We start from the raw sequence: 16,233 nt of genomic DNA, 5'->3' as shown, positions 1-16,233 counted from the left end.
GTCATTTCTACAAATCAATCAAAAACAGTTTACATATTAGTGTAAAATACACAAATAGACTTATTGTTTTTACCATTAAATTACTTCTAATTTAAACCTAATACCCGAACATCTCGAAATAAACACCATTTCTGCCTAAAATCTTGTCAAAGAATGAAGCAAAACCACTTTGGAGCACGTTAATCTCTACTGTAGCACCGGGTTCGACTTCATACTCAAATAATAATTCACTAGTGCTATCTGAGAATATTTTGGATTCATAAACCGTAGATCCATTGATCTTAATTTCCATTTGCGCACCTTTATAAACATTCTCATCATCAGTTTGTGGTATGGCTAAAATTCGTACATTATTATTATCCACATCAAACTTGAAGCTTGCATCTGGTCTCACGTAGACTGCCCTGTTAAAGTCACTTGGACTGTGGTCAAACCCTGTTGCATCCTTACCTCTTGCTCCTGACTCAACTTTACCTTCCCTATCGTAAATACTCTTAGATAGGTTTGTAGGAATCATACTCTCATATTTAGCTTTGGCATCTTGCATAGCCTGATTATTTGGGAACATTGCAAGTCCCTCATCCAGCTTAGCTATAGCTTGGGAATAAGGATTCTCTTGCCAACGACCACTCAAGGATCCTGCTAGACTCGCAGCATCATTAAGGATTGCATTAATATATTCTTTCTTACTTTCTTCAAGACGAGTTTCATATTCGCTTACTTCCAAACCTTTAGCTTTCAAACTCGCAATAAATTCTTCTGCCTGTTTGAAGTTAGCATTGTAGAGATAGGAATCAATGGTATTTTTAATAATTACTTTTTGGATTGCATTTTTTCGTTCTTTAATTTTATCTTCGGCTTGCTTACGTAAGTTTTTGAGTTCTTCGTTTTCTGGTACAACTTCATTAGCTTGCTCTATTAAAACTATTGCAGTGGCTGGGTAACCGGCATTAATCTCCTGCTTAGTTTTGGCTATAACCCCGTTAGTATATGCAGTAGCAGCAGCACTTTTTCCTTGACTTGCCTGTTCATTTTCAGGATCGTTTTTTAAGATTTCTTCATAATATCTAATACTGCGCAGGTAATCTCCAACCTTGCTAAATGTTTCTGCATTTGCCTGGAGTTGAGCATTAGTATCAACAGTACTAATTTCTTTTTTGTAATTCTCAACCGTCTCACTTACAACAACTGAGAATTCTTTACCAAGTAGGTAATTATCTAACTCAACCATTGCTAGATCATAATTTATTGCATCACTTTTATAATTACTGATAACTTTGTCTAGATAAGGCTTGACTGCTGCAAGATAGTCCTCATTATTAGCATTAGATTCCGGATCATTTTTTGCTTTCACAAAAATTTTATTAGCATCAATTAATCTATTTTCTTCTAAAGCTGTATTAAATTCTTTTAGATAGTCTTTTGATTTAGAGCAGCCGGCTAAAAACATTGAAGCAATTATAAGCAAAGCAAGCACAGTGACTTGCCCAAATGTTTTCACTGTCCACTTACTCTTACCTGCTCTATTTGTACTGTATATTGTTTTCATATCTAAACCTCTATATAGTTTGCTGATTATCTTGTAATTCTTAGCCAAGCAAAGCTATCCGAATGTTAGATTACTTGTACTTATTTGCACCACTTAAGCCATTGCGACTCTATTTATAGACTCTATTTATATCCTAAATCCAGGACAACATTTATACTTTTACCGGATAAATAATTAATATTAACTATAAAATAGTTCTCTCCTGAACTTGGTACATTGACGCTAATACTGTATTTGCCACCAGCGTTATCTGGGCTGGCTGATAAGCTACCACTGTACAATGGACTGGATAAATTGCTAGAAGCGTATACTTGATAGTAGATTTGAGTTGGAGCATCTATTTGACCAATTGCTATCTCACCTTTAAAAGTAGCACCACCATTAACGTTTTCAAATCTTTGCTGATCTACAACTGAAGTGTCTCCATCGAAATCATGACTTAGAACAACAGCATTATTATGTTGATTACCAGCAGCATCTACATGATTTCCTCTAGATAGACCATCTGAAGCATCTTGCTCTTCATCCTCAGAATTATCTTCTTCATTATCTTTATCAGGCTCTGTCTCTTCTGAGTCTTTATCTTTCTTACCTCTTAGTATCTCAATTTCTTCATCACTCGCATCTAGATTGAATTCATATCTATTTTTCGCACGTTGCAAAAGAATATTGTCTGGTAAGATTTTTAGCCCTTCAGCAATTTTTTCCAAAGCAGCATCCTTGCTATCTTGATTAAATATACTGTCTGCTGTCTTAATTATGCTCTCAGCATATTTAGTCTCGAACTCAGCTTTTAGACCTTTAATTGACTCATCATTTGGTGAGGCTTTCAAAGCATCATCTATAGATTTGAATAGTTCGTTGAATTTACCAGCACGGAAAAATCTTTCTGCTTGTTCCTTAACTTCTTTACTTAAACTACTCTCTGCTTCGCTCTTGTTAGACTCTTTAGACTTAAGCAGAATTGGATCATCTGGTAATAATTCCAAGCCTTCATCTAAAAGCTTATCCGCCTCTGTGTACTTGCCTTGGGATTGAAGAGTGTTGACTTTCTTCATTACTTCTTCACGATAATTACTCTTAGCTTGAGCCAAGTATTTATTAGTTTCTTTATATCCTGGTATTGCTTCAGCTACTCGGTTAAAGCCTCTTATAGCTGCTTTTACATCCATGCTATTCAAGCTGCTGACAGCACTTTCATAATATCTATTGACCTCTTGCAAGTTAATAATTTCTTCCAAAGCCTTGTCAATAATAGCTTGGGCGTTGCCTTGATTCAGCTGAGTACCCTTCATTGTCTCAAGTACTGAGTATGTAGCAGCAAATGATGTGTTTCCACTGATAGCATTATCCTTGAGCTTAGCTATGTAATTAGTCAATTCTTCTTCTGCTGCACTTGTTTTTTTGCTATTGCCTATATATTTCTCATAAGCTTGACCAGCTTCTTGATAATTTCTACGTGCTAAAGCATCCTTGAAATCAGATATTGGGCTCCTAAATATTAGGAAAAAGATTAGTATTATTAAAGCTATAAATGCTATACCCAACATGACAAGATGTTTGGTTTGTGCTTTTATAAATAGGTTTTCCATGCCATTCTTAATTTTGGCACCTAAACCTTGATCTCCTTTAGCTTGAGAGCCTCCCTCTTCACTCTTCTTGATAAGGTTATCTCTAAATTCACTAAACTTGCTGCTTATATTACGGCCAGCATTTTTTAGGCTTCTGGTCCAGGTGTTTTCAGATTGTTGATTGTTTTTACCACTAGACTTGCTTGTTTTATTGCTTACATAATAGTCTTGTGGGTTATTCCAATTATTTAATTGTTTTTGACGATATTGATTAAAGAGTTTTTCGCTATTACTCTCGACTTCTGCCTCTTTAGTTCTTGCTGCCTCTTTAGTTCTTTCTAGTTCTTTGACGTCATCTGATTCTTGAGCTTCTGAACTTCTATAAAACTCTGTCTCTGAAGAGATATTTCTTGATGAGTTTCTGGCAGAATCAGCCTCATTGTTACGTCTCTGCTCATCAACACCTAACAAACGTGACCACTCTTCTTGTTCTGATTGTTCTTGCAAAGCTCTCTCTTCTGCTAGTTCGGCTAATCTCTCAGCCTCCGCTCTAGCCTCTGCTTGTTCTTGCTCTAGTCGCTCACGCTCTAGTTCTTTTTCTGCTTGTCGCTTAGCTGCTTCTTCTTTTCTACGTTGATTCCAGGCTTTGAAGTTAGCTTGTTGCTTTTTGTTCCAAGCACCAACTTTTTCACCCAAGTTACTCATAACCAGAGCAAACTTAGATGGTCCCTCTTCTTTCTCAGGTTCTGGCTCTTCGAAATTATCCTCAGGCTCTGCATCTTCAAACTTGTTAGATTTTTCTCTTTTAGCTTCTGCTTCTTGGATTTGTCTCATTTCATCAGAGGAGAAAAGCTTAGTTGTTTCTTCAACTTCCTTTTGAGATTTCGCTTCTGCTTCAACAGGCTGTTCTGATTTTTTTGTTTCAATTTCTGATTTCTTTGTTTCAGGTTTTGCTGTTGCTTGTTTTGCTGTTACTTGCTCTTTAGCTGTTGCTTGTTCTTTAGCTTTTTCTGCTTGAGGTTTTGACTTAGAAGGTTGTCTTACTTCCTCATCTTGAGCTTTTTGTTTAGAAAATCTCTTTGCTTCCTCTGTCTTAGATTGTGATTTATTATTAAAATTATTTTCTCTATTGCTTTTTTCTGGATGTGTATTATTGGAATTTTTTGGACTTGGATTAGATTCGGATTTGTCTGTAGAAACAGGATTGGTTTCAGATTTAGGATTAGAGACAGGTTTAGCTGCAGGCCTATCAGTATTAGGTCTGTAAGCATTTGCATCTCTAATTATTTCTTGATTTTTATTATTCTGATTATTTTGTTCTCTTGGGTCTCTTGACTCTGATTTAGGGACTTCTAAATTAACCCTGCGCAAATTTTGAGAAATATCTAACTTCTCTTGCCTTTCAGATCTGTTATTTTCATTATCTTTATTATTTTTATTATCAAAAGAACCATTTGTTCTTGTATCCATAAGCATTTCCCATCCAAAAATAATTTACTTTATTATAACCTAATTGCTCTGTTTTTGTTATACTAATGCGTACTAATGCGCAAGGAGTTTTATTTATGTTTGATTTAAATGAGCCGATAATCTCAATTATTGTTGAATTAATTATTGCTATTATCTTCCTGTTTTGGGGTAACAAATCTGTTCGATTATTCTTAACGGTTTCTGGTTTTATTGGTGGTGTCACTCTAGGTAGACATATAGTAATGTACGCTGCAAAAGCAGATATATTCAATAATTCCACACTTAGTATAGCAGTACCAGCAATTCTCGGTTTGATCGGTGCAATCTTATTAGCAAGTATGTTTAAGTTTAGCTTTGTCATAGCTGGAGCTGTTGTAGGTTGGAAGGTCGCAGAATATCTCATGGGTATATTCAACATGGAATATACCTATCTAATACCAATTTTATTAGCTGTTATTGGTGGATTCTTAATTCATAGTTGGAGAAATACTTTTATTATTATTGCAACTTCATTCCTCGGTTCGGCGCTACTTGTTGATGGTTCGGTGGCGCTTTACTACCAGCTGAAAAATCAGCCTGTACAGGATGTTGCTATATTTAGTAATTTCTTTGGGGTTAGCCAAGATTTAATATTCTTAGTAATTGTCGTTATCCTTACGCTCTTAGGATACTTTTACCAGAAAAAACACGAATAAATCACATAGTATATAGTTCACACATATAATACGAGAAAAACAAAAGTCCTATGCATCCGGTGAAGAAAATTCATTCTTCTAGGAAATATAGGACTTTTTCATCTAATTAATTTAGCTAATTGGTAATTCTTCGAAGCCTTTAATTACAAATCAAACTTACCTGAGAACCAATCTAGCAATTCTGCGATAGGAACTCTTACTTGCTCCATAGTGTCTCTATGTCTAATTGTTACAGCATTATCTTCTAATGAATCAAAGTCGATTGTTACACAGTATGGTGTTCCGATCTCGTCTTGACGGCGATAACGTTTACCAATACTTTGGCGCTCATCTAATTCCACTGCATAATGTGGTGAGAGTAGTTCGTGTAATTTCTCAGCTTCTTCAGTAAGCTTCTTAGACAATGGCAAGATTGCAATTTTAACTGGTGCGATTGCTGGATGGAAGCGTAAAACACTTCTGCTATCTCCACCTTCCAACTCTTCTTCTGCATAGGCATCAGCATACACTGCAAGCAATAATCTATCTGCACCGACTGATGGCTCAACTACATAAGGGACATATTTCTCATTTTTCTCAGGATCGAAGTAATTCATATCCTGGCTAGAGTGTTCCATATGTTGGGTCAAGTCGTAATCAGTTCTGTTAGCGATACCCCAGAGTTCTCCCCAGTTGAATGGGAATTTATACTCAATATCAGTTGTACCTTTTGAATAGTGAGAAAGTTCTTTTGGATCGTGATCACGCATACGTAGATTTTCTTCAGTTACGCCAATTTCAAGCAGGAAATTGAAGCAGTATGACTTCCAGTATTCAAACCACTCATCATCTGTTCCTGGTTCACAGAAAAACTCCAACTCCATCTGTTCGAACTCTCTAGTTCTAAAGATAAAGTTTCCTGGTGTAATTTCGTTTCTGAAAGATTTACCTATTTGACCGATACCAAAAGGAATTTTCTTACGTGAAGATCTTTGAACATTATTAAAGTTTACGAAAATACCTTGAGCTGTCTCTGGTCTCAAATATATCTCAGATTGAGAATCTTCTGTAACACCTTGGAATGTCTTAAACATTAAGTTGAATTGGCGAACATCAGTGAAATCGTGTTTTCCACAATTCGGACAGATAATGTCATTAGCTTTGATATATGCAACTAGTTCTTCATTGGACAAGGCATCTAATAATGGTCTATCTGCAGCATCTTTAGCGCTTGCTCCTGCTTCGGTATTCCACCATGCCTCAATCAACTGATCCGCTCTATGACGTGTTTTACAGTTTTTGCAATCTATCAATGGGTCATTGAAATTGCTCAAGTGTCCTGAAGCTTCCCAAACTCTTGGGTTCATCAAGATTGCCGCATCAATACCTACATTATATGGGCTCTCTTGGATAAACTTCTGCCACCAAGCTTTCTTAATATTATTCTTAAGAGCAATACCGTAAGGACCGTAGTCCCAGGAGTTTGCTAGTCCACCATAAATATCAGAACCAGGAAAAATAAAGCCACGGTTTTTTGCCAATGCAACTAATTCATCCATAGTAACTTTATTAGCCATTATAAATCATCCTCATCGTAATCATAATTTTCGAAGCCTGATAAGAAATCGTCATCTTCATCATCTGCAAAGTCATCAATTGAGCTATCTAGAGACTCAAAGTCGTCATCTTCTAGATCGAAATCTTCATCATCTTCTTCATCTTCGTCTTCATCTTCGACAATTGATTTTTTCTTGCTCTTAACTGGAACTTCTTCATCAAGATCATCTGAATCCAAGTCTAGACCTTCATCATCTTCTTCATCAAGGTCTTCATCTTCTGGAATTTCAAACATATCAGCTTCGCTGATAACTTTAATCTTAGATACAGGGGTTGGTACAAGTTCGTCTTCTAGGTCTGGACCTTCAGATTGCCAGTCATCTGCATCTGTCTCTTCTTCTTGTTCAGCCATTATTTCTGCCAATAGAGATTCTCTCAATGGTACTGTTGCTTCAACATTACCTGGGACTGATACTACTTGGTCCTCTGCAATTTCTCTACATGCAATAGAAACTAGACTTTCGTCGTCACCTTCTTTGACCATTGGTTCTGCACCATCAATTAATTCTCTATTACGTTTAGCAACCAAAATTGAGAGATCAAAACGGTTCTCTACCTTTGGTAGTAATTTTTCAATAGGTGGTTCTACTAACATTTATGTTTCCTCCTCTTTGTGTTCACTTGTTTAATAGTTAATTCGTTAAATATTCCAATACAATAAGTGTTTATTTAATCAGCTAGTTTTAATTTTTCGACTTAAATTTCACTAAAATATAAAATTAATATAATTATATATTCAATTCAGGCTAATAAACTACTACATTATACATGCATAATCAAGCATTTTCAGGGTTTTTACAGTTTTAGTCATTTTCACTCGATAAAAACCTTAAGATTAAAATCATGCTTGTTGGCAATATATAATATTATCTTCCTAAAACAACTTTCTCAATGCCTGGTCTTCTTACAGCTCTAAGTTTCTCGGCAATTAAAATGTGATGAATCTCTCTAGCTGTTTGCTCTACATCTTTGTTAATTAAAATATAGTCAAACTTAGTTGCCTGATTAATTTCATCAATAGCTTTCTTGGAGCGGAAAATCATGCTCTCTTCAGTTTCGGTACCACGCTCACGTAGACGTTTCTCTAACTCACTTAAAGACGGTGGTAAAAGAAAAATATTACAAGATGTAGAAAATTTATCCAATACAGAAAGAGATCCTGGTACAGTTACGTCCATAATAATATCTTCACCAGAACCAATTCTTCTCTCAATCGCTTCACGTGGAGTTCCATAGAAATTTCCACCATAGACGTCATGCTCTAAAATCTGGTTATTCTCTAGCATAGTGGCAAATTCCTCTTTTGTACGGAAATAATAGTCTACTCCGTCCACTTCACCTTCTCTAGGTTCTCTAGTTGTAACTGATATAGAGTGTTCTAGACTTGGCATAATTTTCTTAAGAGCCGCTATTACTGTACCTTTACCTACACCTGAGGGACCTGATACACAGACCAACATTCCTGTTGTTGGATATTCTCTATATGTTTGGACGATACCTTCGATAACATCATCATGTAAATCACCACGTAGACGTTCTAGCATATCTCTACCACCTTGTTTATTAATTTTCTAATTGATTGTTATCTTTGAGGCTCAATTGCTTTTTATACAATCGTTTTCTCAGCGTTTATCAATCGTTTTCTTTTGTTGACCTATTATAAACTAAAATTTTATTTTGAGCTATTACGCATTCTCTTCTGGCAGGACCTGATTTGCAAGTATCTTCTCCGCATCCCAGGCTGATAAAATCACGTGATCTGAATCCATTACAAGAACTGTTTTAGTTTTTTTACCTGCAGTGGCATCAATCAGCGCAAATCTATCTCTCGCATCCTGGATCATACGCTTTCCTGGAGCTGAGTCTGGCCCAACCATTGCTAGAATTCTACTAGTTTGTACCAAGTTTCCATATCCAATTAAACTAAAGGCTCTGCTTATATCCAATTCTTCACCTCTTTATCTATCTCGTTTTAATTTAGTCTTGCATTAGCATTTTTTTCAAAAAACAACTAGCTTAACACTTGCTAATGACCAGCATTTCTAAGATTAATTGCCTGTGCTAAAAGACTATTTCCTATATAAATTGCTGTTGCATTAGTATCATTAGAACCTTCTACAACTGCAGCTACAGCATATGGATAATCTGCATTATCAACGAAACCAATCCACAATGAGTTTGTGCTTCCACCATCTGCACCTTGTCTCTGAACTGTACCACTCTTACCACCTACAGTGAATCCTGGTATCCCTGCAGCATACTGAATAGTTTCTTCAGACTGAATAGCATTTATCATCAGGCTCTTCAAATTATTAGCAACCTCAGGGCTAAAAAGTTGTGAATTTACTTTGGTATTAGCCGCTTCTTTCTTTTGTCCTATAGGATTCTCAATATATTTGATCATGTTTGGTTGGAGTAACTTACCACCATTAGCTACAGCTGAGCCAATGCTTGCCAATTCTAATGGAGAGAAATTCAACTTCAATTCTCCTACCGGTTGTCCTGTCCCAAACCAACTCAACAAACCTTGATCATTTGCTGCTGCAGAACTATCCATAACCGCAGGACCAACACTTAATCTATTAATTGATTTAATACTAGACAAACCACTATTATTCAAATAATTACTGAAATCTTTTTGTCCCATTAACACTGATAATTGCCCGAAGAAAACATTACTAGATCTTGTAAAGGCTCTATTCAGGTCATAATTTCCGTACATATTCTTGCTCTCGTGGTCAGAGGCACCATTAGGGACCAAAGGTGAACCATCTGATTCTATGACTAATTCAGGGTCATAAGCATTGGAATTTATCCAAGCTGCCGCAGTCATGATTTTCCAGGTAGATCCTGGTTCATAAGCACCATTCAAGCTACGGTTAAACAATGACGAGTCAGGTAAATTCTCATAGTTAATTATATTTTCCATATATGTCGCTGGAGTTGAAGCCATTCCTAGCACGTCCCCAGTCTCATAATTCATCAATACTACTGAACCTCTATAATCTCCTAGTAATTGTCTAGCGTAACCGGATAAAGCTGCATCAATAGTTAAATGAACGTTATCGCCTTCTAGACCTTTACCACTAACATCAAGAATAAGTTGTTCGATCATGCCACGATTCTTGCCCAGCAACTCATTCTGATACAAAGTCTCAACTGTATTACTCATGTGGTGGGTATAGTCTCCAACATAGTGAGATACCGCCATTTGAATATTAGGATCTTCTACGTAATATCTATTCTCCGCATCAGCATCTGAATACGCTAGTTTAACTCCCTCTTGAGAGTAAATTGTACCCGCTTGAGCATATTGTTGGCGCAAAGACTCCTTGTTTTCACCTGCAACTGCAAGCAAAACAGTTTGACTCTGATGCATTTGATAAAACAGACCTGCACCAAAGACTATTGCTAATACAAGTAAAAAAGTTAAAACTAACCTAACATTTCTCATTAACTGTTTCATCTTTTACCCCCTTCTTGTCTAGATGCGAGTCCCAGTAGCAATGCAATAACTATCCATTTCGCCAGCATGGAGCTACCTCCTGCTGCAATGAAAGGAAGTGTCGCACCTGTCAAAGGAATTAAACCTGTAGTTCCCCCAATAACTACCAATGCCTCAACGAAGAGGACTGTACCCAAAGCTAGACCTAAAGCTGAAGAGAAACCATCTCTAGCTAGAATATTAGTTCTAAAACCTCTTAGAAGAATTACAAACAAAATTACAAAAATTGATATTCCAACGATAATACCAAACTCTTCGCAGATGACTGAGAAAATCATATCAGATTTGGCCAATGGTATACCACCAGGACTACCATTTCCTAGGCCTCTACCCAAGATATTTCCTCGTCCCATAGCTTGGAGACCGTAAACTACTTGTCTATTAGAGTCATTTACTTCTGTCCAAAGAGATGTCCAACCATCAATTCTTCTACGAACGTGACCAAACAATCCATATCCTACAACACTCATAACAGCAGCTGCTACAAGAATTAAGGCTGTCTTGATATATTCAGAAGTCATAATGACAAATACGATCAAGGTTGTTGGAACAAGAATCATTAGCGAACCTAAATCTGGTAGTAATAAGTACAAGAAGAAAACTACTGCCGCCCAAATTGCAAACTTAACCTGAGTTCTTAGCGGTGGTCTATTTTTAAAGAATCCTGCTAAAGTAATTAGATAAGAAATCTTAGCAAACTCTGTCAATTGTAGCGAGTGCCCACCTAAACTTAGCCAGAGTGTAGCACCATGAGTATCTCCACCTCTACCGAAAATTAATGTTACTACTAGCAATAGTGGTGTAATGACAGCACAGAAGACTAACATGTTCTCAAGGACCTTAGTTTTTGCAACTATTATTGCCCCTATTATCAAGGCTATCATTCCAATGCACAGAGCTATAATCTGTGTTCTATAGTTGGAGAACATGACCTGAGCTATTTCTTGCATAGCTTCAACTGAGCCCTCTGCCTCAGCTCTGATATAAGCTGGGTTAGATATCAAGTTTAATCTTCCCTGGATAGCCACTCCAATTACAGACAATTGAGCAGCTGCCAAGAACAGTATCCTATCTGCATATCTTAAGATGACTGGCAGAATTAAGAATATAAAGTCAGTGATTAGTAAGGCAGTGGTTGTATATATTAAATAGCCTTTTCTAAGCTCCTCCAAATCCGGCACGCTAAAGAAAATTATTGCACTTGTAAGAACCGTAAATAGATTAATCAACAACCATTCTACATAAGGTGGGTTAGAATTCCTTTTGACCGCTCTAAGGAAAGCTTCGTTGTCATAATCAGACTCTTCATAAACCTCGCCTCTAGCCTCCGCATTCATTGGCTCATCAACAAAAGCAAACTTACTTACATAGAAATCTATGTAATCACCATTTTTAAGTTGGGTCTCTCCTTTGACCGGTTCGCCATTAACGCTAAACTGTGCCGACATATTTTGTGGTCTAATAAACCAGTTATTGTCGTAGCGATAAATCACGGCATGGTGTCTTGAAATATCTGGATTATTTATTCTCAAGTCATTAGAGCGAGCTTTACCAATGTTAGTCGTGTGGTATAAAGGCAAGCTAATGGTACTTCCATCAGACTTTTGCCCCAAAAGATAGTATCCCTGAGCAGGGCGCAAACTGTGGCGCATAGACCAACGTAGTTCTTTTATCGCTGATTTTAGCAATTTAAAAGCAACTACAAAAACAAATAGTGCTAATACATAACGTAAAAGATATGCAATTGAACTAATATTCATACTCCCTCCAAGCTCGTATAGTTATTATTATCATATTCTAATAAAAATTAAGATTATTTAAATTATACCGTTTTTTGTAGCTGTTTTCTGAATTGAATGTCATGTTTGTTATTTACTTTAAATCCTATTGCAATATTAGCTTGTAGGTTATAGTGTTTTGTATGGTATGATTTTCCATCGCTTGCAGTTATTAAGTATTTCTTAATAACTGAATTTTCATCTAGTTCATTATCATCTAATATTTTTTAAGATGCTGATTTATTGCTGAGACACTAACATCATAAAGCGTTGCCATCATCTTCTGTGTTAGGCAAATATTTTCATCTTCATATCTAATTTCAATAGTTTCCTGGTCATCACCGTAAGTTGCGATAAAGTCAAGTATTCAGCAGAAGATGATTTAAATAGAGCTTAATGTTTACATTGCACAAAAATTAATATGATATTTATAACAATTAAACAATTGACCTAAACATCTATTCCAATTTACAATACTATTATGGTAAAGATAAGTTTTACACTATTACGAAATACAAATGTATTCTAAATAAAATTTTATGTACGACTTATTCTGCTGGGTATGAACAATGGGAAAAATAAATAAATCAATAATATTTTGGGTAGCCTGCTTGGTCTTTAGCGTATGCATATACGTTTCATACGTAAGCTTCTCTATAAAAACTGAGGCTAAGTTTTCTGGTAGTGATAATTATAGCTCTACCTACATTACTGGCAGCAGTAATTCAAAGCTAGAAGAAAATCTCCAGAAATTATTAAAAACCCTGAAAAAATTTAACTCCAGTGCAGTTGTTTACCCCAGAGATGGTACGCCTTTTATTTATATTTATGAAACTCCTGACACCAAATCCAACTATTTAATCAAAGGTAGCTCATTTACTGAGGCAGATTTTAACAATATGGAAGCAGAAAATAATATTCTCGTTCCTTCAGACACTGGATTAGAATATTATTTCTCCAATGAAAAAAACTTTCCTTATTTAGACAAGAATTATAGAGCAATTGGTGTTATAGATAAAAATAGTCCTTATCTTAATCGAGAAAATAAAGTTATAGTCCCTCTCTCTAAAATGGAAACTTTACATTCTAGTGAATGGTACTTTTCTTCAACAGACAAAAATTTTTTAGATACAATAAGTGACATTCTTTCAAAAGCTTCATCACAGGAAGTTTCAGTTGAAGTCAACGATGTTACTCTTTTTAAATCAATAATTCTAATAAGCTTGTCGGATAAATGGGGACTAGTTTTCTTACTAGCTAGTATTTCATCATTATTATTCTTATTGATTGCAACGGAATTAGAAATACGAAATAACCGAAGGCGTGAACTTATTAAATTTGCATTAGGAGCAAGCAAGAAAAGTGAATATAAATTCTTCATTTTCAGAAGATTAAAGGAAATATTTATAGGTAGTTTAGGACCAATTCTTATCTTACTTGTTTTAGACATACTTAATGCCCAAAACGGCTCTATTAATTTTTTCTATATTGATATCAAGTCTTTAACATTAGTCTTTATCTTAATATTAGTTGTTATCGTAATAGATAGCATTATGTACTTTTCCTTATCTTTCAAACGAAACGGAGAACGACTATGAGTTTTAACAAAATAATCCAATATGCTTTAAAAGACTATAGAAAGAATATTATATATGTTCTATTTATAAATATCCTATTAGTAACTTGCTTTACGTTCGTATTTTTTGTGCTTGGTGTTTCATTAGACGCAACAGAAATTTACAACCCAATTGCAAAACAAAAATATATTCAGGGTAAGAATATACACTTTTTAAATACTTTCCCCACCTTAAATAGCCATCAATCGGATAATGACAAGATGAACGAAGAACTATATGGAGCTATTTATAGAGATAATGATTTTGTTATAGTTTCGAGCAAGAAACCTTTTGAATTCATTAAAAATATTAATTTACCTATAGAATTAAATGGCACATACACTGAGCCAGTAATATTTACTGGAGACGGTGTAAAAGCAGAAAAAGGCACATTCATAGAATATGAGTCAGAAAAAAGCTTATTAAAGATAAAAGCTAAAATTTTAGGTTCTATTCCAAATTCTACTCATATCATAAGCAAAGCAGGCCCCATTGATCTTGGTGGTAAAAAATTACTTATTTTAAACACACAAGATCTTAATAAATACGTACAAAATCCTTACTTATTTTGGGATAACTTAAGGGTTGCTGATGATTTAGATAGTAATGAAGTTTTAGATTTATGCAGGAATTTAGTAGAGAACGAATTATGTAATTATGCTTATCCTATAAAAGCTTCTGAAGTATTTCAAAAGGTTGTATCAAGCAATTTAGGACATTCTTTGAGTTTAATTTTCATTGTAGTTTATTTAATAATTATATTTTTTGGGTTAAATGTTTTCCTAAGAGAATTAATTAATAATTCAATGCGAACTTTTGCAGTTCACCAAATTGTAGGATCTTCTGTAAAAGATTTGCGAATTAGGCTCTTGTTGTTTATTACTTTCATAATGTTACCACCCATGATAATAATATCCATTTTTGTACTACCACCACTTTTTTATGCAGGCAATTTCAATCCTTTGCCAGCACTAATCATATACCTCATTTTCGCTCTCTCTGTATATATAAATAACAAAAGGTTGATAAACACGAACTCGCTGAATAAAATCATTAGAAACTTTAGTCAATAAGTTCTGGAGGCAGACATGGATAAAAACACATTATTAAAAATAGAAAACATTAGTAAAAGCTACAAAAATGGCGACAACGAGCAAATTGTTTTAGATAAGGTAAATCTACAGGTCACTAAAGGCACAAGCTTAGCTATAATGGGCTCTTCAGGCTCTGGTAAAACTACATTGCTCCACATACTTGCCTTATTATTAAATGCAGATTCAGGAGAATATATCTATAACGGAGAAAATATTAGTAATTGGTCTGACGAAAAACGTGCTAACTTCCGTAATCAAGAAATAGGAATTATAGTGCAAAACTATGCTTTAATCGAGAATGAATCTGTTTATGCTAATGTAAATCTACCTTTCAACTACAGTCCCAAAAAATACAAACGCCAAGAACGTCTTGAAATAATAAAAAGTGCATTAAAAAAAGTCGGACTACTAGAAAAAGCAAAAGCTAAAGTCGAAATTCTTTCTGGAGGAGAAAAACAACGTGTAGCCATAGCTAGAGCCTTGGTTATGAATCCTAATCTAATTTTGGCTGATGAACCCACAGGATCTTTGGACACAGAAAATGGTAATAATATAATGAATTTGTTATTAGGTTTAGTTCAGGAAGGCAAAACTCTAATAATGGTTACTCATAATGAGAATCTTGCAGATTTATGCGATCAGGTGATAGTTCTGGATGATGGGAAGATTACTGTTTAACACGGCTTAACAGTTATAAATATTTATAATTTCACAGGAGGTAACTCTATGAAAAAAAAGCGAGGCATTTTCTTTAAAACATTAATAGTTTTGTCTATACTTTTAGCTTTATTCTTATTCTTTGAGTTAGGCATATATCGCTTAATCGCAATTAATCATGTTAAAGACTACATGTATAAACAAGGTGCCCAAGAAGAAAATATAGAAAGCATGGAGCTAGGTTGGGATCCACTAAAAACTGGTGGTTATAATTTCAGAGTTAAATTTAAAGATGATCCAGAATACGAATATTTTTACAATTATCGTTTGTTCAAGATCAATGACTTTGGAATTGATAACACGGTAAGATTTGAGGCTTCTAAAGACGGCATCGCAAATGTACAAGGCGGAAAATATAAGGAACTAAGGTAATGTAGAATCTACACTTCTAAATATTTTCAAATAAAAACATTCAAAGAGAGACTAGGTTCTCTCTTTTTTCTTGTCAAATATAAAAATTCATAAATACAGCTATATGCCCTATTTTCCTATGTATAACCAGACTCAAAACACTCTAATATACCACCTTGTAACCCATAAACTTGATTTTTCTGAGAAAAAGATATAATATCTCATGAGTTCGCAGAAATAATGTTTATTAAAAGGAGTAAATTATTTCTAATAACGCGACATCAAGACAAA

The 16,233-nt window shown here is 35.0% G+C and carries 14 protein-coding genes; 5 read left to right on the top strand and 9 right to left on the bottom strand.

What is annotated here, in order from left to right; genetic code table 11:
- Positions 1 to 97: 97 nt before the first annotated feature.
- Both C5Q98_RS07395 and C5Q98_RS07390 read right to left on the bottom strand, forming a co-directional pair.
- Positions 98 to 1,549: a tetratricopeptide repeat protein gene (locus C5Q98_RS07395; RefSeq protein ID WP_106012989.1), complete on the bottom strand. Its 1,452-nt coding sequence runs from the start codon at positions 1,547 to 1,549 to the stop codon at positions 98 to 100.
- 122 nt (positions 1,550 to 1,671) lie between these two features.
- Entirely contained in the window at positions 1,672 to 4,590 is a 2,919-nt protein-coding gene (locus tag C5Q98_RS07390) for a tetratricopeptide repeat protein (RefSeq protein WP_106012988.1), read from the bottom strand.
- Positions 4,591 to 4,685: 95 nt separating this feature from the next.
- Between C5Q98_RS07390 and C5Q98_RS07385 the strand changes: the two genes are divergently transcribed.
- A complete protein-coding gene (locus C5Q98_RS07385; RefSeq protein WP_158695745.1) occupies positions 4,686 to 5,285 on the top strand; it encodes a TM7S3/TM198-like domain-containing protein in 600 nt (199 codons plus the stop codon).
- Positions 5,286 to 5,428: 143 nt separating this feature from the next.
- Here C5Q98_RS07385 and C5Q98_RS07380 read toward each other — a convergent pair whose 3' ends face one another.
- The 7 genes from C5Q98_RS07380 to C5Q98_RS07865 all read right to left on the bottom strand — a co-directional run bounded on the left by C5Q98_RS07380 (position 5,429) and on the right by C5Q98_RS07865 (position 12,337).
- Positions 5,429 to 6,841, bottom strand: a complete 1,413-nt coding sequence (locus C5Q98_RS07380; RefSeq protein WP_106012986.1) for a glycine--tRNA ligase — start codon at positions 6,839 to 6,841, stop codon at positions 5,429 to 5,431.
- Entirely contained in the window at positions 6,841 to 7,476 is a 636-nt protein-coding gene (rpoZ, locus tag C5Q98_RS07375) for a DNA-directed RNA polymerase subunit omega (RefSeq protein ID WP_106012985.1), read from the bottom strand. The genes C5Q98_RS07380 and rpoZ overlap by 1 nt, the downstream gene beginning before the upstream one ends.
- 271 nt (positions 7,477 to 7,747) lie before the next feature.
- Entirely contained in the window at positions 7,748 to 8,425 is a 678-nt protein-coding gene (gene gmk / locus C5Q98_RS07370; RefSeq protein ID WP_106012984.1) for a guanylate kinase, read from the bottom strand.
- A 141-nt stretch (positions 8,426 to 8,566) separates the two neighbouring features.
- Positions 8,567 to 8,827: a DUF370 domain-containing protein gene (locus C5Q98_RS07365; RefSeq protein WP_273473731.1), complete on the bottom strand. Its 261-nt coding sequence runs from the start codon at positions 8,825 to 8,827 to the stop codon at positions 8,567 to 8,569.
- A gap of 80 nt (positions 8,828 to 8,907) precedes the next feature.
- Positions 8,908 to 10,347 carry a penicillin-binding transpeptidase domain-containing protein gene (locus tag C5Q98_RS07360; protein ID WP_106012983.1) on the bottom strand — a complete coding sequence of 480 codons (1,440 nt, stop codon included), beginning with the start codon at positions 10,345 to 10,347 and terminating at the stop codon, positions 8,908 to 8,910.
- Entirely contained in the window at positions 10,344 to 12,146 is a 1,803-nt protein-coding gene (locus C5Q98_RS07355) for an FtsW/RodA/SpoVE family cell cycle protein (RefSeq protein WP_106012982.1), read from the bottom strand. The genes C5Q98_RS07360 and C5Q98_RS07355 overlap by 4 nt, the downstream gene beginning before the upstream one ends.
- Positions 12,147 to 12,208: 62 nt before the next feature.
- Positions 12,209 to 12,337 carry a virulence RhuM family protein gene (locus C5Q98_RS07865; protein ID WP_341457373.1) on the bottom strand — a complete coding sequence of 43 codons (129 nt, stop codon included), beginning with the start codon at positions 12,335 to 12,337 and terminating at the stop codon, positions 12,209 to 12,211.
- A 396-nt stretch (positions 12,338 to 12,733) separates the two neighbouring features.
- Between C5Q98_RS07865 and C5Q98_RS07345 the strand changes: the two genes are divergently transcribed.
- Genes C5Q98_RS07345 through C5Q98_RS07330 form a run of 4 tightly spaced genes read left to right on the top strand, consistent with a single transcriptional unit; the run spans position 12,734 to position 15,963 of the window.
- Positions 12,734 to 13,762 (top strand): hypothetical protein, encoded by a 1,029-nt coding sequence (locus C5Q98_RS07345; RefSeq protein ID WP_106012981.1) that lies wholly within the window; start codon positions 12,734 to 12,736, stop codon positions 13,760 to 13,762.
- Entirely contained in the window at positions 13,759 to 14,853 is a 1,095-nt protein-coding gene (locus C5Q98_RS07340) for a hypothetical protein (protein WP_106012980.1), read from the top strand. The genes C5Q98_RS07345 and C5Q98_RS07340 overlap by 4 nt, the downstream gene beginning before the upstream one ends.
- A 15-nt stretch (positions 14,854 to 14,868) precedes the next feature.
- A complete protein-coding gene (locus C5Q98_RS07335; RefSeq protein WP_106012979.1) occupies positions 14,869 to 15,552 on the top strand; it encodes an ABC transporter ATP-binding protein in 684 nt (227 codons plus the stop codon).
- Between the two features lie 48 nt (positions 15,553 to 15,600).
- Positions 15,601 to 15,963 carry a DUF3139 domain-containing protein gene (locus C5Q98_RS07330; RefSeq protein WP_106012978.1) on the top strand — a complete coding sequence of 121 codons (363 nt, stop codon included), beginning with the start codon at positions 15,601 to 15,603 and terminating at the stop codon, positions 15,961 to 15,963.
- Positions 15,964 to 16,233: the final 270 nt, after the last annotated feature.

Source organism: Fastidiosipila sanguinis (assembly GCF_002998295.1).
In the GTDB taxonomy this organism is placed as follows: domain Bacteria; phylum Bacillota; class Clostridia; order Saccharofermentanales; family Fastidiosipilaceae; genus Fastidiosipila; species Fastidiosipila sanguinis.
Note: the sequence above shows the minus strand (reverse complement) of the source record. Positions and strands in the feature narration are given on the sequence as shown.

Bases quoted from the DNA above. Each gene is read 5' to 3' on its own strand.
- C5Q98_RS07340 (WP_106012980.1), top strand. From the start codon at position 13,759: ATGAGTTTTAACAAAATAATCCAATATGCTTTAAAAGACTATAGAAAG.
- C5Q98_RS07355 (WP_106012982.1), bottom strand. From the start codon at position 12,146: ATGAATATTAGTTCAATTGCATATCTTTTACGTTATGTATTAGCACTA.
- C5Q98_RS07385 (WP_158695745.1), top strand. From the start codon at position 4,686: ATGTTTGATTTAAATGAGCCGATAATCTCAATTATTGTTGAATTAATT.
- C5Q98_RS07380 (WP_106012986.1), bottom strand. From the start codon at position 6,841: ATGGCTAATAAAGTTACTATGGATGAATTAGTTGCATTGGCAAAAAAC.
- C5Q98_RS07390 (WP_106012988.1), bottom strand. From the start codon at position 4,590: ATGGATACAAGAACAAATGGTTCTTTTGATAATAAAAATAATAAAGAT.
- C5Q98_RS07330 (WP_106012978.1), top strand. From the start codon at position 15,601: ATGAAAAAAAAGCGAGGCATTTTCTTTAAAACATTAATAGTTTTGTCT.
- C5Q98_RS07395 (WP_106012989.1), bottom strand. From the start codon at position 1,549: ATGAAAACAATATACAGTACAAATAGAGCAGGTAAGAGTAAGTGGACA.
- gmk (WP_106012984.1), bottom strand. From the start codon at position 8,425: ATGCTAGAACGTCTACGTGGTGATTTACATGATGATGTTATCGAAGGT.
- C5Q98_RS07345 (WP_106012981.1), top strand. From the start codon at position 12,734: ATGGGAAAAATAAATAAATCAATAATATTTTGGGTAGCCTGCTTGGTC.
- rpoZ (WP_106012985.1), bottom strand. From the start codon at position 7,476: ATGTTAGTAGAACCACCTATTGAAAAATTACTACCAAAGGTAGAGAAC.
- C5Q98_RS07335 (WP_106012979.1), top strand. From the start codon at position 14,869: ATGGATAAAAACACATTATTAAAAATAGAAAACATTAGTAAAAGCTAC.
- C5Q98_RS07360 (WP_106012983.1), bottom strand. From the start codon at position 10,347: ATGAAACAGTTAATGAGAAATGTTAGGTTAGTTTTAACTTTTTTACTT.